Source organism: Pacificitalea manganoxidans (assembly GCF_002504165.1).
GTDB classification, from domain to species: Bacteria; Pseudomonadota; Alphaproteobacteria; order Rhodobacterales; family Rhodobacteraceae; genus Pacificitalea; species Pacificitalea manganoxidans.
On record NZ_CP021404.1, the window covers coordinates 834509 to 855549 of the forward strand.

18 protein-coding genes are annotated in these 21041 nt (G+C 66.4%); 13 read left to right on the top strand and 5 right to left on the bottom strand.

Translation table 11 applies throughout. The features are described 5' to 3' along the window. The first annotated feature begins 65 nt into the window (after window positions 1-65). Complete coding sequence (gene dacB, locus CBW24_RS03855) at window positions 66-1586, top strand: D-alanyl-D-alanine carboxypeptidase/D-alanyl-D-alanine endopeptidase (RefSeq protein ID WP_097372736.1); 1521 nt, start codon at window positions 66-68, stop codon at window positions 1584-1586. A 110-nt stretch (window positions 1587-1696) separates the two neighbouring features. Here the strand turns inward: dacB and CBW24_RS03860 are convergent, their stop codons facing one another. Then, on the bottom strand, window positions 1697-1885 hold the full coding sequence (locus CBW24_RS03860) for a PLDc N-terminal domain-containing protein (protein ID WP_088663339.1): 189 nt from the start codon (window positions 1883-1885) through the stop codon (window positions 1697-1699). Between the two features lie 175 nt (window positions 1886-2060). After that, the gene (locus CBW24_RS03865; RefSeq protein ID WP_097372737.1) at window positions 2061-3638 is read right to left on the bottom strand and encodes a lysine--tRNA ligase; all 1578 of its coding nucleotides are present in this window, start codon (window positions 3636-3638) and stop codon (window positions 2061-2063) included. A gap of 145 nt (window positions 3639-3783) precedes the next feature. Between CBW24_RS03865 and CBW24_RS03870 the strand changes: the two genes are divergently transcribed. The 3 genes from CBW24_RS03870 to CBW24_RS03880 all read left to right on the top strand — a co-directional run bounded on the left by CBW24_RS03870 (window position 3784) and on the right by CBW24_RS03880 (window position 7190). Beyond that, window positions 3784-4203 (top strand): tellurite resistance TerB family protein, encoded by a 420-nt coding sequence (locus CBW24_RS03870; protein WP_097374115.1) that lies wholly within the window; start codon window positions 3784-3786, stop codon window positions 4201-4203. 100 nt (window positions 4204-4303) lie between these two features. Next, the gene (locus CBW24_RS03875) at window positions 4304-4714 is read left to right on the top strand and encodes a DUF4864 domain-containing protein (RefSeq protein ID WP_088663336.1); all 411 of its coding nucleotides are present in this window, start codon (window positions 4304-4306) and stop codon (window positions 4712-4714) included. Between the two features lie 178 nt (window positions 4715-4892). Then, window positions 4893-7190, top strand: coding sequence for a glycosyl hydrolase family 28-related protein (locus CBW24_RS03880; RefSeq protein WP_097372738.1), 2298 nt, complete (start codon window positions 4893-4895; stop codon window positions 7188-7190). A gap of 34 nt (window positions 7191-7224) precedes the next feature. Here the strand turns inward: CBW24_RS03880 and CBW24_RS03885 are convergent, their stop codons facing one another. The 3 genes from CBW24_RS03885 to CBW24_RS03895 are packed head-to-tail and all read right to left on the bottom strand — an operon-like array spanning window position 7225 to window position 8959. Beyond that, entirely contained in the window at window positions 7225-7719 is a 495-nt protein-coding gene (locus CBW24_RS03885) for a HugZ family pyridoxamine 5'-phosphate oxidase (RefSeq protein WP_097372739.1), read from the bottom strand. Continuing rightward, window positions 7719-8426: a ChrR family anti-sigma-E factor gene (locus CBW24_RS03890; protein WP_097372740.1), complete on the bottom strand. Its 708-nt coding sequence runs from the start codon at window positions 8424-8426 to the stop codon at window positions 7719-7721. The genes CBW24_RS03885 and CBW24_RS03890 overlap by 1 nt, the downstream gene beginning before the upstream one ends. Then, on the bottom strand, window positions 8423-8959 hold the full coding sequence (locus CBW24_RS03895) for a sigma-70 family RNA polymerase sigma factor (protein ID WP_088663473.1): 537 nt from the start codon (window positions 8957-8959) through the stop codon (window positions 8423-8425). The genes CBW24_RS03890 and CBW24_RS03895 overlap by 4 nt, the downstream gene beginning before the upstream one ends. A 358-nt stretch (window positions 8960-9317) precedes the next feature. Here CBW24_RS03895 and mgtE point away from each other — a divergent pair, with 358 nt between their 5' ends. From mgtE to ihfB, 9 genes are all read left to right on the top strand, one after another. Continuing rightward, the gene (gene mgtE, locus CBW24_RS03900; RefSeq protein WP_232530094.1) at window positions 9318-10808 is read left to right on the top strand and encodes a magnesium transporter; all 1491 of its coding nucleotides are present in this window, start codon (window positions 9318-9320) and stop codon (window positions 10806-10808) included. Continuing rightward, complete coding sequence (locus CBW24_RS03905) at window positions 10805-11419, top strand: 5-formyltetrahydrofolate cyclo-ligase (RefSeq protein WP_097372742.1); 615 nt, start codon at window positions 10805-10807, stop codon at window positions 11417-11419. The genes mgtE and CBW24_RS03905 overlap by 4 nt, the downstream gene beginning before the upstream one ends. A gap of 472 nt (window positions 11420-11891) precedes the next feature. Continuing rightward, complete coding sequence (locus CBW24_RS03910) at window positions 11892-12704, top strand: TIGR00282 family metallophosphoesterase (protein WP_097372743.1); 813 nt, start codon at window positions 11892-11894, stop codon at window positions 12702-12704. Window positions 12705-13198: 494 nt separating this feature from the next. Further along, window positions 13199-14986, top strand: a complete 1788-nt coding sequence (locus tag CBW24_RS03915) for an SLC13 family permease (protein WP_097372744.1) — start codon at window positions 13199-13201, stop codon at window positions 14984-14986. 181 nt (window positions 14987-15167) lie between these two features. After that, window positions 15168-16520, top strand: coding sequence for a 3-phosphoshikimate 1-carboxyvinyltransferase (gene aroA / locus CBW24_RS03920; RefSeq protein ID WP_097372745.1), 1353 nt, complete (start codon window positions 15168-15170; stop codon window positions 16518-16520). Between the two features lie 157 nt (window positions 16521-16677). Beyond that, complete coding sequence (locus tag CBW24_RS03925) at window positions 16678-17643, top strand: ATP-grasp fold amidoligase family protein (RefSeq protein WP_097372746.1); 966 nt, start codon at window positions 16678-16680, stop codon at window positions 17641-17643. Window positions 17644-17729: 86 nt separating this feature from the next. Then, on the top strand, window positions 17730-18338 hold the full coding sequence (locus tag CBW24_RS03930; protein ID WP_097372747.1) for a (d)CMP kinase: 609 nt from the start codon (window positions 17730-17732) through the stop codon (window positions 18336-18338). A 298-nt stretch (window positions 18339-18636) separates the two neighbouring features. Continuing rightward, window positions 18637-20316: a 30S ribosomal protein S1 gene (gene rpsA / locus CBW24_RS03935; protein ID WP_088663325.1), complete on the top strand. Its 1680-nt coding sequence runs from the start codon at window positions 18637-18639 to the stop codon at window positions 20314-20316. A 404-nt stretch (window positions 20317-20720) separates the two neighbouring features. Further along, complete coding sequence (ihfB, locus tag CBW24_RS03940; protein ID WP_088663324.1) at window positions 20721-21002, top strand: integration host factor subunit beta; 282 nt, start codon at window positions 20721-20723, stop codon at window positions 21000-21002. The last annotated feature ends 39 nt before the right edge of the window (window positions 21003-21041 follow it).

Consider the following 21041-nt stretch of genomic DNA (forward strand, 5'->3'; position numbering starts at 1 on the left):
ACATTCCGGTTATCTGGGCCACAGCGCTCTTGTGAGGGGGCGGGCATTTTGCCAAGTTTCGCGGCATGACCGGACCTAATCGACTCTCGCGCCGCGCCTTGCTGGGTGGGCTGCTTGCCGGTGCGGCAGCGCCCGCGATGGCCAATGCGCCGCTGACCTCTCTGACCCCGCGCCCGCGTCCCGCGCTCCCGCCCGAGGAGGCCGCGAAGCCGCCGCCACCCCCGCCGCCGCCGCTGGCCGATGTGATCGCCGCAGCCGGGCTGAGCGGGAAGGTCGCGGTGACCGTGGCAGATGCCGAAACGGGGGAGGTGCTGGAGCAGTCCGGCGGGGATATGCCCCTGCCGCCCGCCTCGACCGCCAAGGCGATCACCGCGCTTTATGCGCTCAATCGGCTGGGGCCGAGCTACATGTTCCGCACCCGCGTTCTGGCGACCGCGCCGGTGGTGGACGGGCGGCTGGACGGCGATCTGATCCTTGCGGGCTCCGGCGATCCCACGCTTGATACCGACCGTCTGGGTGATCTGGTTCTGGCGCTGAAAGCCAAGGGGCTGGTGGAAATTACGGGCCGTCTGCTGATCTGGGGCGCGGCGCTGCCGCAGGTGCCCACCATCGATCCCGGCCAGCCCGATCATGTGGGCTACAGCCCCGGGGTGTCCGGGCTGAACCTCAATTTCAACCGGGTGCATTTTGAATGGCGCCGGGCGAATGCAGGCTATGAGCTGACGATGGATGCGCGGTCCGGGCGCTATCGCCCCGCTGTCAGCACCTCGCGGATCGAGGCCGTGGACCGCGCGCTGCCGATCTATACCTATCAGGCGGCCGGAGCCCGCGACGACTGGACCGTGGCGGCGCAGGCGCTTGGCTCCGGGGGCAGCCGGTGGCTACCTGTCCATAATCCGCAGGCCTATTGCGCCGATGTGTTCCGGGGGCTCTTGCGCTCCAACGGGATCACCACGCCTGAACCCGTCACGATCGAAAGCCTGCCGCGCGATATGGTGCTGATGGCCGAAAGCCTGAGCCAGCCGCTGCGCGTGATCCTCGAAGATATGTTGCTCTATTCCACCAACATCACCGCCGAGGCCGTGGGCATGGCCGCGACCGCCGCGCGCGGGGAGCGGCCCAGCGATCTGCCCGACAGCGCCGGACGCATGACCGAATGGCTACAGGCGATGGCCGAGACGGGTGATGCACGGTTCGTCGATCACTCCGGCTTGGGCGAGCAAAGCGGCATAAGCCCCAACGACATGGTGCGGGCGCTGACCCGTCTGGGGCCGGTGGCGGAAATCCGGGGCATTCTGAAATCCGTGCCCATGCGGGACGCCAATTACACCATCGTCAAAAATCATCCCGCGCAGGTCCGCGCCAAGACCGGCACGCTGAATTTCGTCTCCGCGCTCTGCGGGTTTCAGACGATGGCCGACGGGCGGGAACTGGCCTTTGCGATGGTGATGGCGGATCAGGATCTGCGCGCGCAGCTTAGCCGCGAGGACCGCGAGCGCCCCGATGGCGGCGCGGCGTGGAACGGGCGGGCCAAGCGGCTGCAAATGACGCTGCTGCGCCGCTGGTCGGAAACCGGGGTGATCTGATCCCCAAGGTTTGCGCATGAAAAAGGCCCGCCGGGCAAGGGCGGGCCTGATACTCGTCTCCACACCATAGGCGTGGATACCTTGGAGGTCGTGAGGTCGGTCGCTTCGGATTAGATCCGAGCGCCGGAACGGCTGCGCGGCCCGAAGATGAGCCAAGCGACAAAGCCCAGCACCGGCAGCGCCAGAATGACGATCGTCCAGACGATCTTCGACAGGGTCGAGGCGCTGGAGGACAGCACGTTATAAATGGCAAAGATATCTGCCACGAGGACCAGAAGGCCGAAAAAACCATATTCCATGTGATAAACTCCTAATCGCGGCTTCGGAAATCAAACGCCGCATGGGACGCTGTGGTTCCCCTGCCGGTGGAAAATGGCAGACGGTAAAGCAAAAGCGCCAGCCTGTGGGACAGGCTGGCGCGTAGCGGTGCGGGATGGCGCGGGCGCCGTCGGTGGCCGCTCAGGGCCGGTTGGGTCAGGCCAAGTCGCCGGCCAAGGCGCGGTCAATGAGCGCCACGGTTTCATCCACGCCGTAAAGCGCGATGAAGCCGCCGAAACGGGGGCCTTGGCTTGCGCCCAGAAGCACCTCGTAAAGCGCGGTGAACCAAGCGCGAAGCGGCTCGAATTCGTGGTCCTTGCCGACGGCGAACACCATGCTTTGCAGGTCTTCGGCGTCCAGCCCGCCATCCCATACGGCCAGCCGGTCGCGCAGGTCGGTGAGCGCGGCGCGCTCCTGTTCGGTGGGCGCGCGGTAGGTCTTTTCGGGGCGCACGAAGTCTTCGTAATAGCGCACCGCAAAGCCTGCCGCCGCATCCAGATCGGAATGGGTTTCTGGGCTGGCGTCGGGGGCGTAGCGGCGGATGAAGCCCCAAAGCGTGTCTTTATCCTCGGCCCCGGAGACGGAGGCGAGGTTCAGCAGCATCGCGAACGGCACGACCATGTTCGAGTCCGGCACGTCATGGCCGTGGATGTGAAACACCGGGTTCGCCAACTGGGCTTTCTGGTCCTGATCGGGGAAGGCGCGCAGCTGCTGGTGGTATTCGTCCACGGCCTTCGGGATCACGTCGAAATAGAGCCGCTTCGCAGTTTTGGGCTTTTGATACATGAAGTATTGCAGGCTTTCGGGCGCGGCATAGGTCAGCCATTCTTCCATCGACAGGCCGTTGCCCTTCGATTTGGAGATCTTCTGGCCGGTCTCATCGTTGAACAACTCGTAAGACAGGCTTTCCGGCGGGGTCTGGCCCAGCGCGCGGCAGATCTTGGCGGATTGGGTGACGCTGTCGATCAGATCCTTGCCGGACATCTCGTAATCGACGCCAAGCGCGGCCCAGCGCAGGGCCCAGTCCGGCTTCCACTGCATTTTGACGTTGCCGCCGGTGACGGGGATTTCCACGCGCTCGCCATCGGGTTCTTCGTAGACGATCGTGCCGGCAGCGACATTGCGTTCCAGCGTCGGCACTTGCAGCACCTTGCCGGTTTTGGGGCTGACCGGCAGGAACGGCGAATAGGTCGCCTGACGCTCCGCCCCCAGTGTCGGCAGCATGATCGCCATGATCTTGTCGAACCGCTCCAGCGCCGTCAGCAGCATCTCATCGAACCGGCCCGAGGTGTAGTAATCGGTGGCGGAGGCGAATTCGTATTCGAAGCCATAGCTGTCGAGGAACGCGCAGAGCCGGGCGTTGTTATGCTGCGCGAAGCCCTCATGGGTGCCGAACGGATCGCGGACGCGGGTCAGAGGCAGGTGCAGATCCTCGGCCAACATATCCTGATTGGGCAGGTTGGTCGGCACCTTGCGGAAGCCGTCCATGTCATCGGAAAAGCAGATCAGCTTGGTCGGGATGTCGGAGATCATCTCGAACGCGCGGCGCACCATCGTGGTGCGGGCGACCTCTCCGAAGGTGCCGATATGCGGCAGCCCCGACGGGCCGTAGCCGGTCTGAAACAGCACGAACCCCTTTTCAGGCGGCGTCTTTTCAACCCGTTTGAGCACGCGGCGCGCCTCTTCGAAGGGCCAGGCCTTGGAGGACATCGCGGCATCGCGCAACTCAGTCATGGGTTTTCTCGCATCTTGGGACAGGACATCGGGCCTGCGCGTCTGGTCGCGCCGGGCCGGTTCGCTACCTATTGCGGCACCGTTGCCGCGTCAATAAACATGGTTCCAACCGCGATCCCCCAGCCCCGAAGGACTGCCTCCCGTGATCACCGACACCGCCGAGCTTACCCCGCAGCAATGCCTTGTCGCGCTGATGATCGCGGTCTCGGCCTCTGACGAGAATATGCGCACCTCCGAGTTGGTGACCATCCAGCGCATCGTCAATCACCTGCCGGTGTTCCGGGATTTCGATCAGGAAAGCATCGGGGAGATTTCGCATCTGGTGTTCACCCTGTTCGAGGCCGAAGACGGGCTGGACCAGTTGTTTGCGCTGATGCGGGACCGTTTGCCGGAGAAGTTGAACGAAACGGCATACGCGCTGGCCTGCGATGTCGCCGCCGCCGATGGCGCGATCGAGGGGCCGGAGGCGCGGATTCTCGAAGAAATCCGCTATGAGTTAGATATCGGGCGTCTGCACGCCGCCGCGATCGAGCGGGGCACGCGCGCGCGGCATATGACGGTTTAAGCGGCCATCCCGGCGCCCGTCCCGGCGGTGGCTGTGATCTAAAATGAAACCATCTGCGCGGTGGACCCGTATCTTAGGCAAGACCTGAGGAGGACCCCGCATGGATCGCCGCTTTTACCCGTTTGGTTTGGCCGCTGTGGCCGTTGTCATCGCCGCGCCTGTCGCCGCGCAGGACGCCGCGTTGCAGGGGGTGATCGCGGATCAGTTGCAGGCGTTCGTGGCGCGGGATGCGACGCGGGCCTTCGATCATGCCTCCCCGATGATCCAAGGCATGTTTGCCACGCCGGAGATGTTCGCGGGCATGGTCGCCGAAGGCTACCCGATGGTCTGGGACAATGCGCAGGTGCGATTCGGCGGGGTCGAGCCACGGGGCGCGACGAAAGTGCAGACGGTCTACATCACCGATGCCGCAGGCCGGTTTCACGCGCTGCAATATGAGATGATCCAAATCGAAGGTGACTGGAAAATCAACGGGGTGGAGCTGCTCGAAGCGCCGACGCCTTCGGTCTGATTCCCGCCCGCAGCGCCCGGCAGGCGGGCCCTGCAACACCCCACCGCACGGTGCCCTAAACTTATCTCCATGATCCCTGTGCAGTCTGCTGCGCATTCCCCGATGGTGCGAGACCTCGGGGCCCAGATGGTTTGCAGGTCGCCCGGCGCGGGGCCTGCCGGGGGAAGGGGATCCTGCGATGAACATGGCGATTACCGATGGTCTGACACTGATGCCGCCTGTCTTTGCCAACGGGCTGGAGGTGTGGGCCAATGGCGATGGCACACCCGGATCGACGACGTTGGACGGGGTGCCAACGGCGGCCTTCGTTCCGGCGGATGCGGATTTTGCAGGCTGTCTGGAGATCGTGAAGCTCAACGCGACCGAGCAGATCCGCTATATGGGCGAGACACCCTACAGGCCCGGCATGTATCTGCGCGTCACCGCGCGGGTGAAGGCGATGTCGGGCAACCTGCCGAATGTGCGGATCGCGGCATGGGCGGGGGATGCGAGCCTGACCCATGTGGCAGGGCTGGTCGAGACGGGGCCGAGCGTGGCGCTGGCGCAATATGGCGAGGTGGTCGAGGTCACCGCGATCATCGGCTCCGGGCAGCGCGGCGGGGTGGATATGGTCTGGGGCACCGCGCCTGCCTATGCCCATGTCGGGCTGGACCTGACTGGGCCGGATGGCGGGGTGGTGCGGATCGACGACCTGCGGGTCGAGGACGTGACGGTGGCGTATCTGGCGCAAATGCTGGGCGCGGTCGATGTGCGCGATTACGGCGCGGTGGGCGACGGGGTTGCGGATGACAGCGCGGCCTTTGCGGCGGCGGATGCGGCGGCGCAGGCGCAGGGAGGGGAGGTTCTGATCTCGGCCGGGCGCTACCGGCTGGAAAGCAACGTGAGCCTTGCCAGCCCCGCCCGGTTTGTCGGCACGGTCGAGATGCCCGCATCGGCGCGGCTGACCCTGACACGCAATTTCAACCTGCCCGCCTATGCCGATGCGTTTGGCGATGAGACCGAAGGGTTCCGCCGCGCGTTGCAGGCGCTGTTCAATTTCGCCGATCACGACGCGCTGGACATGGGCGGGCGCAATGTGGACCTGACCGCCCCGATCGACGTGCATGCAGTGGTCGGCACCCGCGACAGTTCCGCCATCCGGCGGGTGATCCGCAATGGCAGCTTCTACCTGCGGGACAGCGCCGAATGGGCCGATACGGTAGTGACCTCGCAGGCGAGCTATTCGGCGTCCGACCCGAAGCGGCTGAGCAATGTGGCCGATATCGCCAATGTGCCGGTCGGCGCGCTGGTCACCGGCGCGGGCGTGGGGCGGGAGGTCTATGTCACCTCCAAGAATGTGGGCGCCGCGACGCTGGAGCTGTCGGCGGAGCTGCATGACGCGGTGGGCACGCAGAACTACACCTTCCGCCGGTTCAAATATGCGCTCGATTTTTCGGGGTTTTCCGATGTGAGCCGCGTGGTGCTGGCGGATCTGGAATTTCAGTGCAACAGCCTTGGCTCTGCCGTGATGCTGCCGCCTGCGGGGTTGATCTTCCATGTGCGGGACTGCTTTTTCAGCAATATGAAGGACCGGGGCATCACCTCCACCGGGCGGGGCTGTCAGGGGATGTTGGTGGATCGCTGTCAGTTCCTGAGCCGCGAGCAGCAACTGCCGGTCAGCGCGCGCGAAACCATCGCGATCAACGTCAATGCCAACGACACCAAGATCCGCGACAATCGCGCCGTGCGGTTCCGGCATTTCGTGGTCTCCGGCGGGGCGGGGCATATCTATGCGGGCAACCATTGGTTTCAGGACGATCACGAGCCCGATGGCATCCGCACCGCCGGGCTGGTGCTGACCAACACCAACGTCAAGATGCTGATAAACGGCAACTATATCGACAATTCGTTCATCGAATGGACCAACGAGCATGACGCCGCGCCGGAGCATTCCAACGAATACAGTTTCGGCGGGCTGACGATCGTCGGGAATATCTTTACCGCGATCGACGTGGCGCCGTGGTTTTCGTGGCTGGTGGTGAAGCCCTATGGCGCGGGGCATTACATCCACGGGCTGAACGTCACTGGCAACACGTTCAAGTCGCTGAACGGATCGATCAACCGCGTGGAGAAGGTCGATGACACGCTGGCCGCGCTGGATATGGGCCGCTGCCGCAACCTGCGGTTCGAGGGCAACCTGTTCACCGCCATCGATCAGGTGACGGTCAATCCCGTGACGGTGCAGATGGATCAGGCCACGGATGCCAAGACATGGGTGGTGGCGTTCGACGGCTACCTGCCGTTCGACGGGCGCGCGCGCAATGTCGAGAATATCGTGATGGAGGGCGAGATCCGCAATGCGGCGGGCGACGGGGTCTATGCCTATCCGTTCGTGCGGGTCGAGCGGGGCACCGATGGCGACGCGGTGGAGGTCGTCTGGCCGGAGCCGGTGCATGGCCGGGTGCATATCACCGGGCGGGTGGACGCGCCAAACTAGGCCGGTGGGGGCGCTGGGTAGGGGGCGGGGCCTGTTACCCCCGTGGGGCCAGATCGGCGGGGGTCAGGTGAAACGCCCGCCCGAACCCGCCGTTCAACATCGCCGCCGCGGGGACGAAACGCACGAAATTGAAATCCGCGAAGTCGAGATAGAGCGCCGATTTCGGCCGCAGGTCGAGGTAGCGGGCGCGCAGGCGGGGATGGTCTGCGCTGTCGCGGGCGATGAATTCGGCGCGGGCCTGAAGCGTCAGGCGCGGATGGGTAAGGGGATCGCCCTTCGCGCCCGGCTCCCCCAGCAGGAGCGAGCAGGCGGGTGTGGCGCGCAGCGCGGCGGTGTGCAGAGCAAGGTCGGAGATCAGGCTGACCGGGGTGCCGCAGGCATCGGTCGCAAGCGCCACGCGGCTGACCATCGGCACCCCGTCCGACAACACGCCAAGTGCTGCGAAGCGGGCGGTGTCGATCAGGTCACGGGCCTGCGCGCGGGCGTCGTCATCCGTGGGGCGGAGGGGGCCGAGGGCGGCATCGGGCATCAGATGCCGATGAACGGTTGGGCCAGACGCGGCAGCCAACCCCGGAACCGCAAGGGCGCGTCGGTGGCGGCAAGGCAGATGCAATCGCGTCCGGCTTCGGCCACGGGGGTGTGGTGCAGATCTTCGTCGCCCATTTCCACGTCGCCGAATGTGAAGCGGTCGACCTCGTCCGAAAACGCGCCTTGCAGAACCATCGTCATTTCCATGCCGCGATGGGAATGGTCGGGCATTTCGGTCCCGGCGGGGATGTAGAGCAACCGCGCCTTGGCCCGGCCCGCGCAGGGCAGAACGGCCTGTCGGACGCCGCCGCCGACACTGCGCCAGCGGACGGTTTCAGCGCTGGCGGCAGCATAGGCGCCGAGCGGCGCGGGAAAGGCGGTGTCGGTGGGCGACGCGGGCAGGGCGATGGGTGCGGGCTTGGCCGCTAGCGCGGGATCCTCGAGCATGTCGTCCACCGCGTCGTCAGGTTCGGCGCGCAGCCGGGCCAGCATGGCGTCCAGCGCACCGGGCGGCAGGGGGGCGGGTGTCGTATCTTCGAGCAGCGCGCCGCCCGTGGCCTCGACCGCCGCGACGGTGGCGCGGCAGGTATCGCAAAGCGACAGATGGCAGGCGACGACCAGCGCGAAAGCCTCGTCCAGCGACCCTGCGGCATAGGCGGCAAGCACGGTATCGGGGATGTGGTGCCGAATGAGGGGCAGATCGGTCATTGTCGGGCACTCAGCTCGTGGCGCAGGCGCTCCAGCCCCAGCCGGATGCGGGATTTGATGGTGCCGAGCGGCAGGTTCATCACCTCTGCGATTTCGCTATGGGAGAGATCCGCGAAATACGCGCGCGCGATGACGTCGCGCTGGCGCTGGGGCAGGCGGGCGATGGCGGCGCGCAGGGCGGCGCTGTCCTGCGTCACGGCGACCGTCGCTTCGGGGTCGGGGGATTCGCTGGCGGCCCATGGCAGGTCTTCGGGCTCCGGGCGGCGCTGTTTGCGAATCAGGTCGATATGGCGATTGCGGACGATGGTGAAAATCCATGTCGCCGCCCCGGCCCGCGCGGGATCATAGAGCCGGGCCTTGCGCCAGACGAGCGTCATGGCGTCCTGCATGACCTCATCCGCCTGAGCGGCGGCGCAGCCGGTTTTGATGAGCCACGCCCGGATTCGGGGGGCGAAATATTGAAACAGTTCGGCAAAGGCGGCCTCATCCCGGTGGAGCGCGACCCGGCGCAGCGCGCGCGCATAGGCATCCATTTGCGGATCGGCGGCGGGGACAGGGGAGGGGGCCGCGCTGGGCGAAGCGCTTGTATCCGCAAGGGTTCCAGACGCGGGAGGGCTATCGGGCACGCTGTCGCGTGGCCGGTCCTGCGGGGGGCGTTTGTCGGGATCGTCTCCGATCATGCGACCTTTCATTGCCAAAGGCAGGCCGGGCGGGGGGGTGCCATGCCTGCGCGGTGCCGTTGCGGCGTGAGTTGCTGCTCCTGTCATGTCCAGTTTACGCACAAAGCCGGGGGGCGGATCAAACAGCTTGTCGCGATATGTGCGAAACGCGGTCGTGCAATGCGTGCACAAGCGGTTGCGCCTCCCTGACCCTCGCCTATGGTGCGCAAAAGTGACCGAGCGAAGCGGGGTTGAGATGGCGAACCGGGCGGATCAGAACGACACCGACATCGACACCGCGCGCGCCGCGGAAAGCGCCGCTGCGGGCCCGGGCGCGCCCGCCCCCGGCATCCCCCCCGAAGAGCCGCGCGAGGAGTTCGATCCGCAGTTGGATGCGGGCCGCGTGCGCGAGGTTCTGGACGCCATCGACGCCGAAGATGCGGCGGCGCTGACCGTCCTGCTGGACCCGCTCCACCCCGCCGACATCGCCGACCTTATCGAGCAGTTCGACGACCGGCACCGCCGGGTGTTCCTTGAGGTCTGGGGCAGTGAGATCGACGGGGAGATCTTGTCGGAACTGCGCGAGGGGCTGCGCGAGGAGGTGATCCTTGCGCTGCCACAGGAAACTCTGTCCGACGCGGTGCGCGATCTGGATTCGGACGATGTGGTCGACCTGCTCGAAGACCTCGAAGAATCCCAGCAGGCGCTGATTCTGGGGGCGCTGCCGGCGATCGACCGGGCGCAGATCGAACAGGCGCTGGCCTTCCCGGAATATTCCGCCGGTCGTCTGATGCAGCGCGAGGTGGTGCGCGCGCCGGAACATTGGGATGTCGGCCAGACCATCGATTTTCTGCGCGCCGCAGACAATGAACTGCCCGATCAATTCTACCATATCATGCTGGTCGATCCGCGGATGCGGCCCATTGGCTATGTCGCGTTGGGGCGGATGTTGTCTAGCCCGCGCAGCACCCGGCTGGCCGACATCACCGAAGACAGTTTCCGCACCTTCGGCGTGGAGCAGCCGGAGGCCGAGGTCGCCTATGCGTTCAACCAGTATCACCTGATCTCGGCGCCGGTGATCGATGCCGAGGAACGGCTGGTGGGCGTCATCACCATCGACGATGCGATGGCCGTTCTGGATGAGGAAGCCGAGGAAGACATCCTGCGTCTGGCCGGTGTGGGTGAAGGCTCTCTGTCCGACCGGGTGATCGACACCACGCGGCAGCGCCTGCCGTGGCTGGCCGTGAACCTTGTCACCGCGATCATGGCATCGCTGGTCATCGCGCAATTCGAGGGCGTCATCACCCAGATCGTCGCGCTGGCGGTTCTGATGCCGATCGTCGCGTCGATGGGCGGGAATGCGGGCACGCAATCGCTGACCGTGGCGGTGCGGGCCATCGCGACCCGCGACCTGACCGGCTCGAACGTCTGGCGCGTCGTCCGGCGGGAGGCCGGGGTGGGGCTGGTCAACGGTCTGATCTTTGCCGTGGTCATGGGGCTTGTCGGGCTGTTCTGGTTCAGCTCGCCGCAGCTGGGCTATGTGATCGGGCTGGCGATGGTGGTGAACCTCGTGATCGCGGGGCTTGCCGGGATTTTGGTGCCGGTCGCGCTCGATAAGGTGGGCGTGGACCCGGCGCTGGCCTCTGGCGCGTTCGTGACCACGGTGACGGATGTGGTGGGCTTCTTTGCCTTTCTCGGGCTGGCGAGCGTGATTTTGTTATGAGCGTGCTGACCGGCGATATGCTGACCGCCGCCAAGGCACAGGCCCGCGCCGAAGCCAAGGTGCGGCGCGCGGCGATTGCGCGGGAAATGGGGCGGCGTGCGGCCTGTCAGCTGGTCATCCCGCTGAGCGAGGCGGTGCTGCCCTTGGTGCCCAAAGGCGGCATCGTGGCGGGATATTGGCCCATCGCATCCGAGATCGATCCGCGCCCGGCGCTTGCCGCGCTGGCCGAGCAGGGCCGCCGCATCGCGCTGCCGGTCACGGTGGCGCAGGGACAGCCGCTGGAATTCCGCCTGTGGACACCGGGCGCCCCCACCGACGAAAGCCATTACGGCGCCCATATCCCCCGCCCCGGCGGGGCGAGCGGGCGTGACGAGGATGGCCGTGTCGTGGTGCCCGATCTGATGCTGAAGCCGCTGTTGGCCTTTACCGCCGATGGCCAGCGTTTGGGCTATGGCGGGGGCTATTACGACCGCACCGCCGCTGCGTTTCCCGATGTCGCGACGCTGGGCGTGGCCTATAGCGGGCAGCAGGTCGACTACCTGCCTGTCGGCCCCTTCGACCGCCCGGTGGGCGGGGTGGTGACCGAACTGGGGCTGATCCTGCCGCGCTGAGTCCGGGCGCGACGGCAGCCTGCCCGTGGGGTGGCGCAGCTGCGGATGGGCGGGTGTGCTTTATGGTGGTCGGGTTCCTCCCCGTTCCGAGGTCAGCGCGGGGTGACACAGCGCCAGCCCGTGGGGACGGGCAGGCGCTCGCTCTCGCGCCCTGCGGGCTTGTCCGAGAGCGGGTGCGCTGAGGTCCGGAGGACGTGCCGCATCTTCGGTGTTCTATGTGCGTGACGTGAGCCAGCCCGCCGGGACGGGCAGGCGCTCGCTCTCGCGCCCTGCGGGCTTGTCCGCGAGCGGGTGTGCTGAGTTCCGAAGGGCGTGCCGCATCCTCGATGTCCCATATGCGCGTTGAGCCAGCCCGTTGGGGCGGGTAGGCGCTCGCCCGCTCGCTTCGCGGGCGGCGGTTGTGCGGCCTCATCCGTACGGGTCATACGGATCGCACTTGCACCGGAAACCCGTCGGGCCTAGGGCATAAGCCATGAAGATACTGTTTCTGGGCGATGTGATGGGCCGGGCTGGCCGGGACGCGGTGGCGGAGCGCTTGCCTGCGCTGCGCCGGGATTGGAAGCTCGATTTCGTGGTGGTCAACGGCGAGAACGCGACTTCGGGCGTGGGGCTTTCGGCGGCACATGCGAAGGGGCTTCTCGATGCGGGCACGGATGTGCTGACGCTGGGCGATCATGCCTTCGATCAGCGTGACATGCTGCAATTCGCCAATACCGAGCCGCGCATCATCCGGCCCCTGAACTACGCCAAGGACGCGCCGGGGCGGGGCGCGCGGGTCTATGACGCGCCGGGCGGGCGCAAGGTTCTCGTGGCGCAGGCGCTGGGGCAGGTGTTCATGAAGCGGCCCTTTGCCGATCCGTTTTCGGCGCTGGAACTGGCGCTGAAAAGCTACCCGCGCGGCGGTATGGTGCAGGCCAGCCTGATCGATTTCCATTGCGAGGCGACATCCGAGAAGATGGCCGCGGGGCATTACTGCGACGGGCGCGCCAGCATCGTCGTCGGCACCCACACCCATGTGCCCACCGCGGACGCGCAGATCCTGCCGGGCGGCTGCGCGTTTCAGTCGGATGCGGGCATGTGCGGCGATTATGATTCGGTGATCGGCATGCAGAAGGAGGAGCCTCTGCGCCGCTTCGTCACCGGCATGCCGAAGGGCCGGTTCCAGCCCGCGCTGGGCGAGGCGACGCTGTGCGGGCTTTATGTCGAGACCGACGACCGCACGGGCCGCGCCACGCGGGCGGTGCAGGTGCGCCAAGGCGGGCGGCTGGAGCAGGCTGGACCCTAAGGGTGTGTCGCGGGAGCGTCGTTGCTGCCCCGCGCGTCTGAGCCGTAGCGCACCGTGAGCCTGCCCGTGGGATGGCGCTGCTGCGGTGGGGCGGTGCGCTTTATGGTCGCCATGGCCCTCCCTGCTCGGAAGTTAGCGTGAGGGTGGCAAAGCGCCAGCCCGCCGGGACGGGCAGGCGCTCGCCCGCGCGGCTTCGCCTTGTTCGCGGGCGGTTGCGCTTGAGCGGGTAGGGGCTTTCGATCACTCCATATGTCAGCGCACTGTAGGCCTGTCCGCTGGGGTCCGTTATCGGCAATGCAGGGCGACGCGGCGCACTTCCCTGACAGTGGCCTGCCGGGACGCGGGGCGCGCGCGGGGCTAGGGCCCTTACGATGGTGGCGCTATCATCGCGCGTCGGTTTCCTGCGTCACGGCGAGGGTGCCGCGCTGCGGCAGCGCTTGTGTCCTTCGCAGGCGCCGCTAAGAATGGCTGGAATTTCCTGATCGGGACCGTCCATGAATTTCCTCCTCATCGAGCCGCCCTATGATGCCTTTTTCGCGCTGGGTATCGTCGCGGTCATGTTCCTTCTGTTCGTGAAGGAGATCTTTCCGACCGAGGTCGTGGCCATCGCCGGGGTGGCGGTGCTGCTGGCCACGGGGGTGCTGCCCTATGACAACGCGCTGGAGGTGCTGTCGAACCCGGCGCCGTGGACCATCGCCGCGATGTTTCTGGTGATGGGCGGGCTGGTGCGCACCGGTGCGCTGGACTGGTTCACCAGCTTTGCCGACCGCAACGCCGCCGCCCGGCCCAAGATCGCGGTGGGGGCGATGATCGGGTTTGTGGTGCTGGCGTCCGCGTTCGTGTCGAACACGCCGGTCGTGGTGGTGATGATCCCGATTTTCGTGCAGTTGGCGCGGACGCTGAACCTGCCTGCGTCAAAGCTGTTGATGCCGCTCAGCTATGCCGCGATCCTTGGCGGGACGCTGACGCTGATCGGCACCTCGACCAACCTGTTGGTGGACGGCGTCGCGCGGCGCAACGGGCTGGAGGCGTTCCATATTTTCGAGGTCACGCCGCTGGCGATCTTTGTCGTCGCGTGGGGCATGATCTATCTGCGGGTGATCGCGCCGAAGCTGCTGCCGGAGCGCGACAGCATGGCCACGCTGCTGTCCAACAAATCCAAGATGAAGTTCTTTACCGAAGTGGCCGTGCCCGAGGGATCGGAGTTGATCGGCCAACCGGTGACCGAAGTCGATCTGTTCAAGCGCGAAGGCGTGCGGCTGATCGACGTGCTGCGGGGCGATGCGTCGCTGCGGCGCGACATGGCCTCGGTCGAGTTGGAGGCGGGCGACCGCGTGGTGTTGCGCACCGAGATGTCGGAACTGCTGTCGCTACAGGAAAACAAGCAGTTGCGGGCGGTGGACAAGCTGAGTTCGGTGCGGACCGAAACCGTCGAGGTGCTGATCTCGCCGGGTGCGCGGATGGTCGGGCGCTCGCTGGGCTCGCTGCGGCTGCGGCGGCGCTACGGGGTCTATCCGCTGGCGGTGCATCGGCGGAACCAGAATATCGGGCGGCAGCTGGACGATCTGGTGGTGCGGGTGGGCGACACCCTGCTGCTGGAAGGCGCGCCGGAAGATATTCAGCGGCTGGCCGTGGATATGGAACTGGTCGATGTGGCGCGCCCCTCGGCGCGGGCCTATCGCCGGTCGCGGGTCTGGGTCGCGGTGGCGGCGATGGCGGGCGTGGTAATCCTGTCGGGGATGGGCGTGGCACCGATTTTCCTGTTGTCGGTGATGGCGGTGGCCATCGTGCTGATCTGTCGATGCATCGACGCGGATGAGGCGTTTTCCTTTGTGGATGGGCGCTTGTTGGCGCTGATCTTTGCCATGCTGGGCGTCGGCGCGGCGCTGGAATCGTCGGGCGCGGTGGAAATGATCGTGGAGGCGGTGTCGCCCGCGCTGGTCGAACTGCCGCCGGTGGCGATCGTTTGGGCGGTGTTCCTGATGACGTCGCTGTTGACCGAACTGGTGTCGAACAACGCCGTCGCGGTGGTGGTGACGCCGGTAGCGATCGGGCTGGCGCAGGCGCTGGGCTATGATCCGCGCCCCTTGGTGATCGCGGTGATGGTGGCGGCTTCGGCCAGCTTCTCGACGCCCATCGGCTACCAGACCAACATGCTGGTCTATGGGCCGGGCGGCTACCGGTTTGCGGATTTCCTGCGCGTGGGCGTCCCGCTGAACCTGTCGATCGGGCTGCTTTGCGCGGTGCTGATCCCGCTGATCTGGCCGCTGACGGGCGAATAACGGCCCCAATCCCTGCGGCCCCGGCGCGGCATTGCTGCCACGCCGGGGCGCATGTGGCCTCCGGCGGGGCCGGGGGGCAGTGGACCCCTGCCGCGCGATCCGCTAACCCCCGCAACACCATTGCCCTACACCCGGCGCGCATCGGCCGCGCGCCCGTGACTGTTCCCGGAGGAATTCGCCCATGTCCGCCCACGGTGCCCCGATCCCGATGACTGCCCGCGCGGGCCGGTCCCTGACTGGCACGGCGGAAGTGCCGGGCGATAAGTCGATTTCCCACCGCGCGATCATCCTTGGCGCGATGGCCGTGGGCGAGACCCGCGTGACCGGCCTGCTGGAAGGTCAGGACGTGCTGGACACCGCGCGCGCCATGCGCGCCTTTGGCGCCGAAGTCAGCCGCGACGATGACGGTACATGGCATGTGCATGGCGTCGGTGTCGGCGGCTTTGCCGAGCCGGGCAATGTCATCGATTGCGGCAATTCCGGCACCGGCGTGCGACTGATCATGGGGACGATGGCCACCAGCCCGATCACCGCGACCTTCACCGGGGATGCGTCGCTCAATGGCCGTCCGATGGGACGGGTCACCGATCCGCTGGCGCTGTTTGGCACCCGCGCCTATGGGCGTCAGGGCGGGCGGCTGCCGATGACGGTGGTTGGTGCCGCCGATCCGGTGCCGGTGCGCTACACCGTGCCGGTGCCGTCGGCGCAGGTGAAATCGGCGGTGCTGCTGGCGGGGTTGAACGCGCCGGGCGAAACCGTGGTGATCGAGGCCGAAGCCACCCGCGACCATAGCGAGCGGATGCTGGCGGGGTTCGGGGCCAAGGTGCAGATCGACGACACGTCCGAGGGTCGGGTCATCACGCTGACCGGCCAGCCGGAACTGCGCCCGCAGGTGATTGCGGTGCCGCGCGATCCGTCCTCGGCCGCGTTCCCGGTCTGCGCGGCGCTGATCTGCGAAGGCTCGGACGTGCTGGTGCCCAATATCGGGCTGAACCCGACCCGCGCCGGGCTGTTCGAGACGCTGATCGAAATGGGCGCGGACCTGACCTATGAGAACCCGCGCGAAGAGGGCGGCGAGCCGGTGGCCGATCTGCGGGCGCGGTTCTCGCCCAACATGCGCGGCATCGAGGTGCCGCCTGAGCGTGCGCCTTCGATGATCGACGAATATCCGATCCTGTCGGTGGTCGCGGCCAATGCCGAAGGCACCACGGTGATGCGCGGCGTCAAGGAGCTGCGAGTCAAGGAAAGCGACCGTATCGACGCGATGGCCCGTGGGCTGGAGCTGTGCGGTGTGACGGTGGCGGAAACCGAGGACAGCTTTACCGTCGAAGGCCGTGGCGCGGGCGGTGTTCCGGGCGGCGCGACCTGTGCGGCGCGGCTGGATCACCGGATCGCGATGTCGTTCCTGATCTGCGGGATGGCGGCGCAGGCGGCGGTCAGCGTCGACGATGCCGGGCCGATTGCCACGTCTTTCCCGATTTTCGAGCCGCTGATGCGCGGGCTTGGCGCGGATCTGGTGCGGGACGCGGGCTAGGCCACAGGCCGACACGGGCCGCTGACGGGGGCCGGTGACGCGGAACAGTGACGGGGGCGGGCGCGCGCGCGGCGAGGGCGCGGGGCGCGCGATACCGAAGGGACAGGGAAACGGGCGGGCCGCATGTCGCGGACCGGGGTAAGGGGTGACGAGTGCGATGAGTAACGTGACAGACGGCATGACCGGAGCCACGCGCGCCGCAGGGCGCACGCGGCCTGACAGCGCGGCGCGGCGGATCGCGCGGACGCGGTTTCTGGATTGGCGGGACCGGGCGCGGGCCCGGATCGACCGGGCGCGCGGGCTTCCCCGCCTGCGGGCGGAGTTCGAGGCACGGGTCGGCTATCCGCTGGACCTGACCGATCCGCAGAGCTTCAACGCCAAGATCCAGTGGCGCAAGATCCATGATCGCAACCCGCTGCATCCCGTCGTCGCCGACAAATACCGGATGCGTCAGTGGCTGACGGACCATCTGGGCGCGGCCCGGGCGGAGGCGCTGCTGGTGCCGTTGCACCGGGTCACCGACCGCCCTGCGGATCTGGATCTGACCGGCCTGCCCGACGGGCTGGTCATCAAGCCAAACCACGCCTCGCGCATGTTGCGGTTCCGCTATCCGGGCAAGCCGTTCGATCTGGAAGAGGTCCGGCTGATTTCGCAGCTGTGGCTGCTCAAGCAATATGGCAGCTTGCGGCAGGAATGGGCCTATTGGCCGATCCCGCGCCGGATCATGGTGGAGGAGCTGGTGCCCCGCGCCGATGGCAGCCCCGCCGACGATGTGAAGATTATCTGTTTCCACGGCAAGCCCGCCTATGTGATGGCCGAATTCAACCGGTTCAACGGGGCCTATCAGGTGGGCTACACCCCCGATGGCGGGCCATTGGGGATCTTTAACAAGGGGGATGTGCCACGGGTCGCGCCGCCCCCGCCGCATCTGGCGCGGATGATGGAACTGGCGGAGGAGATTTCCGCCCCGTTCGATCATGTCCGGGTGGATTTCCTGACCAATGGCACGGATTTCGCGCTGAACGAATTGTCGCTCTATCGCGGCAGCGGCATGAACCGGTTCGTGCCGGAAAGCTACGATTTCGACATGGGCGCGCTGTGGACATTGCCGGGGCGCGGCTGAGCGGATCGGGGGCTGTCCCGGCGGTGGTGCTTGCCCTGCGGGGATGCGGGGGCTAGGTCGGGGGCCAGATCACGACAGAGGTTGCCATGCCGTTCACCATCGCCATCGACGGACCTGCCGCAGCCGGCAAGGGCACGATTTCCAAAGCCGTCGCGGCGGCGCTGGGCTATGCGCATCTGGATACCGGATTGCTTTATCGCGCGACGGGGCGGCGGGTGCTGGACGGGTTGGAGCCGCTGGCCGCCGCACAGGCGCTGGTGGCCGAGGATCTGGCCCGCGACGGGCTGCGCACGCCGGAGGTGGCCCAAGCGGCCAGCCGGGTCGCGGCGCTGCCCGAAGTGCGCGCAGCGCTCGTCGATTTTCAGCGCGCTTTTGCCCGGCGGCAGGGCGGCGCGGTTCTGGACGGGCGCGATATCGGCACGGTGATCTGCCCCGATGCGGATGTGAAGCTGTTCGTCACCGCCAGTGCGGAAATCCGGGCCCAGCGGCGGCTGGCGGAATTGCTGGCCGGGGGGCATGATGTGACGGCGGACCAGGTTCTGGCCGATGTGCGCGAGCGCGACGCCCGCGACATGGACCGGGCCGACGCGCCGCTGAAACCAGCCGAGGATGCCGTGCGGCTCGACACCAGTGCGCTGGATATCGACACGGCGATTGCGCAGGCGCTGGCGATCATCCGCACCCGGCAGGGCTGACGCGCCGGGGGATCGGCAGGGGATCGGCGGTCAGGTGACGGCTGCGGCGCGCGCGGAGGGGCGGCGAAAGGCTTGCGATTTGCGGAAATTCCCACTATAGAGCCGCTGTCGAAGCGCAGGATTACAAGGCGCACGGGGGTCAAGGAGCAGGGTCGGTCACAACCGGCCCTTGTTTTATTGGATCCCGATGTGGTGGCGCCTTTGCGGGCCCGCCTCGCCTGCGCGACCTGACCAACCCAAGACCGGCGGAGACAACCGCTCGGCCAGCAAAATCGAAACCGAAGGAAAACGCTTACATATGTCCGCGAACGCATCCATGGAGGAATTCGAAGCCCTCCTGCAAGAAAGCTTCGATATCGACACCCCGAGCGAGGGCTCGGTTGTCAAAGGCAAGGTCATCGCCATCGAGGCGGGCCAGGCCATCATCGACGTCGGCTACAAAATGGAAGGCCGCGTTGATCTGAAAGAATTCACCAACCCCGGCGAAGCGCCCGACATCAATGTCGGTGACGAAGTCGAAGTTTACCTCGACCGCGTCGAGAACGCCCGTGGCGAAGCCTCGATCAGCCGTGACAAGGCCCGCCGCGAGGAAGCCTGGGACCGTCTGGAAAAGGCCTATGCCGACGAGAACCGCGTCGAAGGCGCGATCTTTGGCCGGGTCAAGGGCGGCTTCACCGTCGATCTGGGCGGCGCTGTTGCGTTCCTGCCCGGCAGCCAGGTCGATGTGCGCCCCGTGCGCGATGCCGGCCCGCTGATGGGCCTGAAGCAGCCGTTCCAGATCCTGAAAATGGATCGCCGTCGCGGCAATATCGTGGTTTCGCGCCGCGCTATCCTGGAAGAAAGCCGTGCCGAACAGCGCGCCGAGGTCATCGCCAAGCTGACCGAAGGCGACGCGGTGGACGGTGTCGTCAAGAACATCACCGAATACGGCGCCTTCGTCGATCTGGGTGGTGTGGACGGCCTGCTGCACGTCACCGACATGGCCTGGCGCCGCGTCAACCACCCCTCGGAGATCCTGTCGATCGGCGAAACCGTCAAGGTTCAGGTCATCAAGATCAACAAGGAAACCCACCGTATCAGCCTCGGCATGAAGCAGCTGCAGGACGATCCGTGGGATAGCGTCGAAGGCAAGTTCCCGATCGACACCGTGCACACTGGCCGCGTGACCAACATCACCGACTACGGTGCGTTCGTCGAGCTGGAGCCCGGCGTCGAAGGTCTGGTCCACGTCTCCGAGATGTCCTGGACCAAGAAGAACGTGCACCCCGGCAAGATCGTCTCCACCTCGCAGGAAGTGGACGTCATGGTGCTGGAGATCGACACCGCGAAGCGTCGCGTGTCGCTGGGTCTCAAGCAGACCATGCGCAACCCGTGGGAAGTCTTTGCCGAGACCCATCCCGAGGGCACGCAGGTCGAGGGCGAGGTCAAGAACATCACCGAATTCGGTCTGTTCATCGGCCTGCCAGGCGATATCGACGGCATGGTGCACCTGTCCGACCTCAGCTGGGACGAGCGCGGCGAAGACGCGATCCAGTCCTACCGCAAGGGCGATGTCGTGCAGGCTGTCGTGTCCGAAGTGGATGTCGACAAGGAGCGTATCTCGCTCTCCATCAAAGCTCTCGGCGGTGACAAGTTCGCCGAAGCCGTGGGCGGCGTGAAGCGCGGCTCCATCGTCACCGTCGAAGTGACTGCGATCGAAGATGGCGGCGTCGAGGTGGAATACGAAGGCATGAAATCCTTCATCCGCCGTTCCGACCTGTCCCGCGACCGTGCCGAGCAGCGCCCCGAGCGTTTCCAGGTCGGCGACAAGGTCGATGTGCGCATCACCAACGTGGACAGCAAGACCCGCCGTCTGGGCGTGTCGATCAAAGCGCGCGAGATCGCCGAAGAGAAAGAGGCCGTCGAACAGTATGGCTCCTCCGTCTCCGGCGCGTCGCTGGGCGACATCCTCGGTGCCGCTCTGAAGGGCGACAACTGATCCCGGACCGGGTTGCGCCTCCGCGCGTGATCCGGGCCTGTAGCTGATATGAACGGCCCCGCGCAGACCGCGCGGGGCCGTTTTTTCATGGCCGGATGGTTCCCACGGCCCGCGCGCCGCGCGTCGGTCCGGGGCGATAGGTCCGCCCCGGCGCGATTCGTCTGGCTCGCCATGCTGCGGTGCAGGACAGGCGGGGCAGGGCGGAACAAAACGCGCCACAGACCGGGCGTGCCGCGACGCTGCGCCGCGGCACCGCCTGCTGCCGCATTTTCATGCCGTCAAACCGCAGAAAAGACGGAGAAATCCGCCGCGAACCATTTTGCGATTGTGACTTTCGCCCTATAGTTCAAGTTCTCTATAACCGGTTGAGCCAGAGCCGCATCACCTTGGGGGGAGCAGCGCGCATGATCAGGTCCGAACTGATCCAGAAGATCGCAGACGAAAATCCGCATCTCTATCAGCGCGATGTCGAGCGCATCGTGAACACCATTTTCGAAGAAATCATCGAAGCCATGGCGCGGGGCGACCGTGTCGAACTGCGTGGGTTCGGGGCGTTTTCGGTCAAGAAACGCGACGCCCGCACCGGCCGCAACCCCCGCACCGGCGAGGCGGTAGAGGTCGAGGAAAAGCATGTGCCCTTCTTCAAGACCGGCAAGCTGCTGCGCGACCGTTTGAACGATTCCTGACGTCGGCCCGCCCTGTTCTGGCCTGTTCTGATCCCGGCC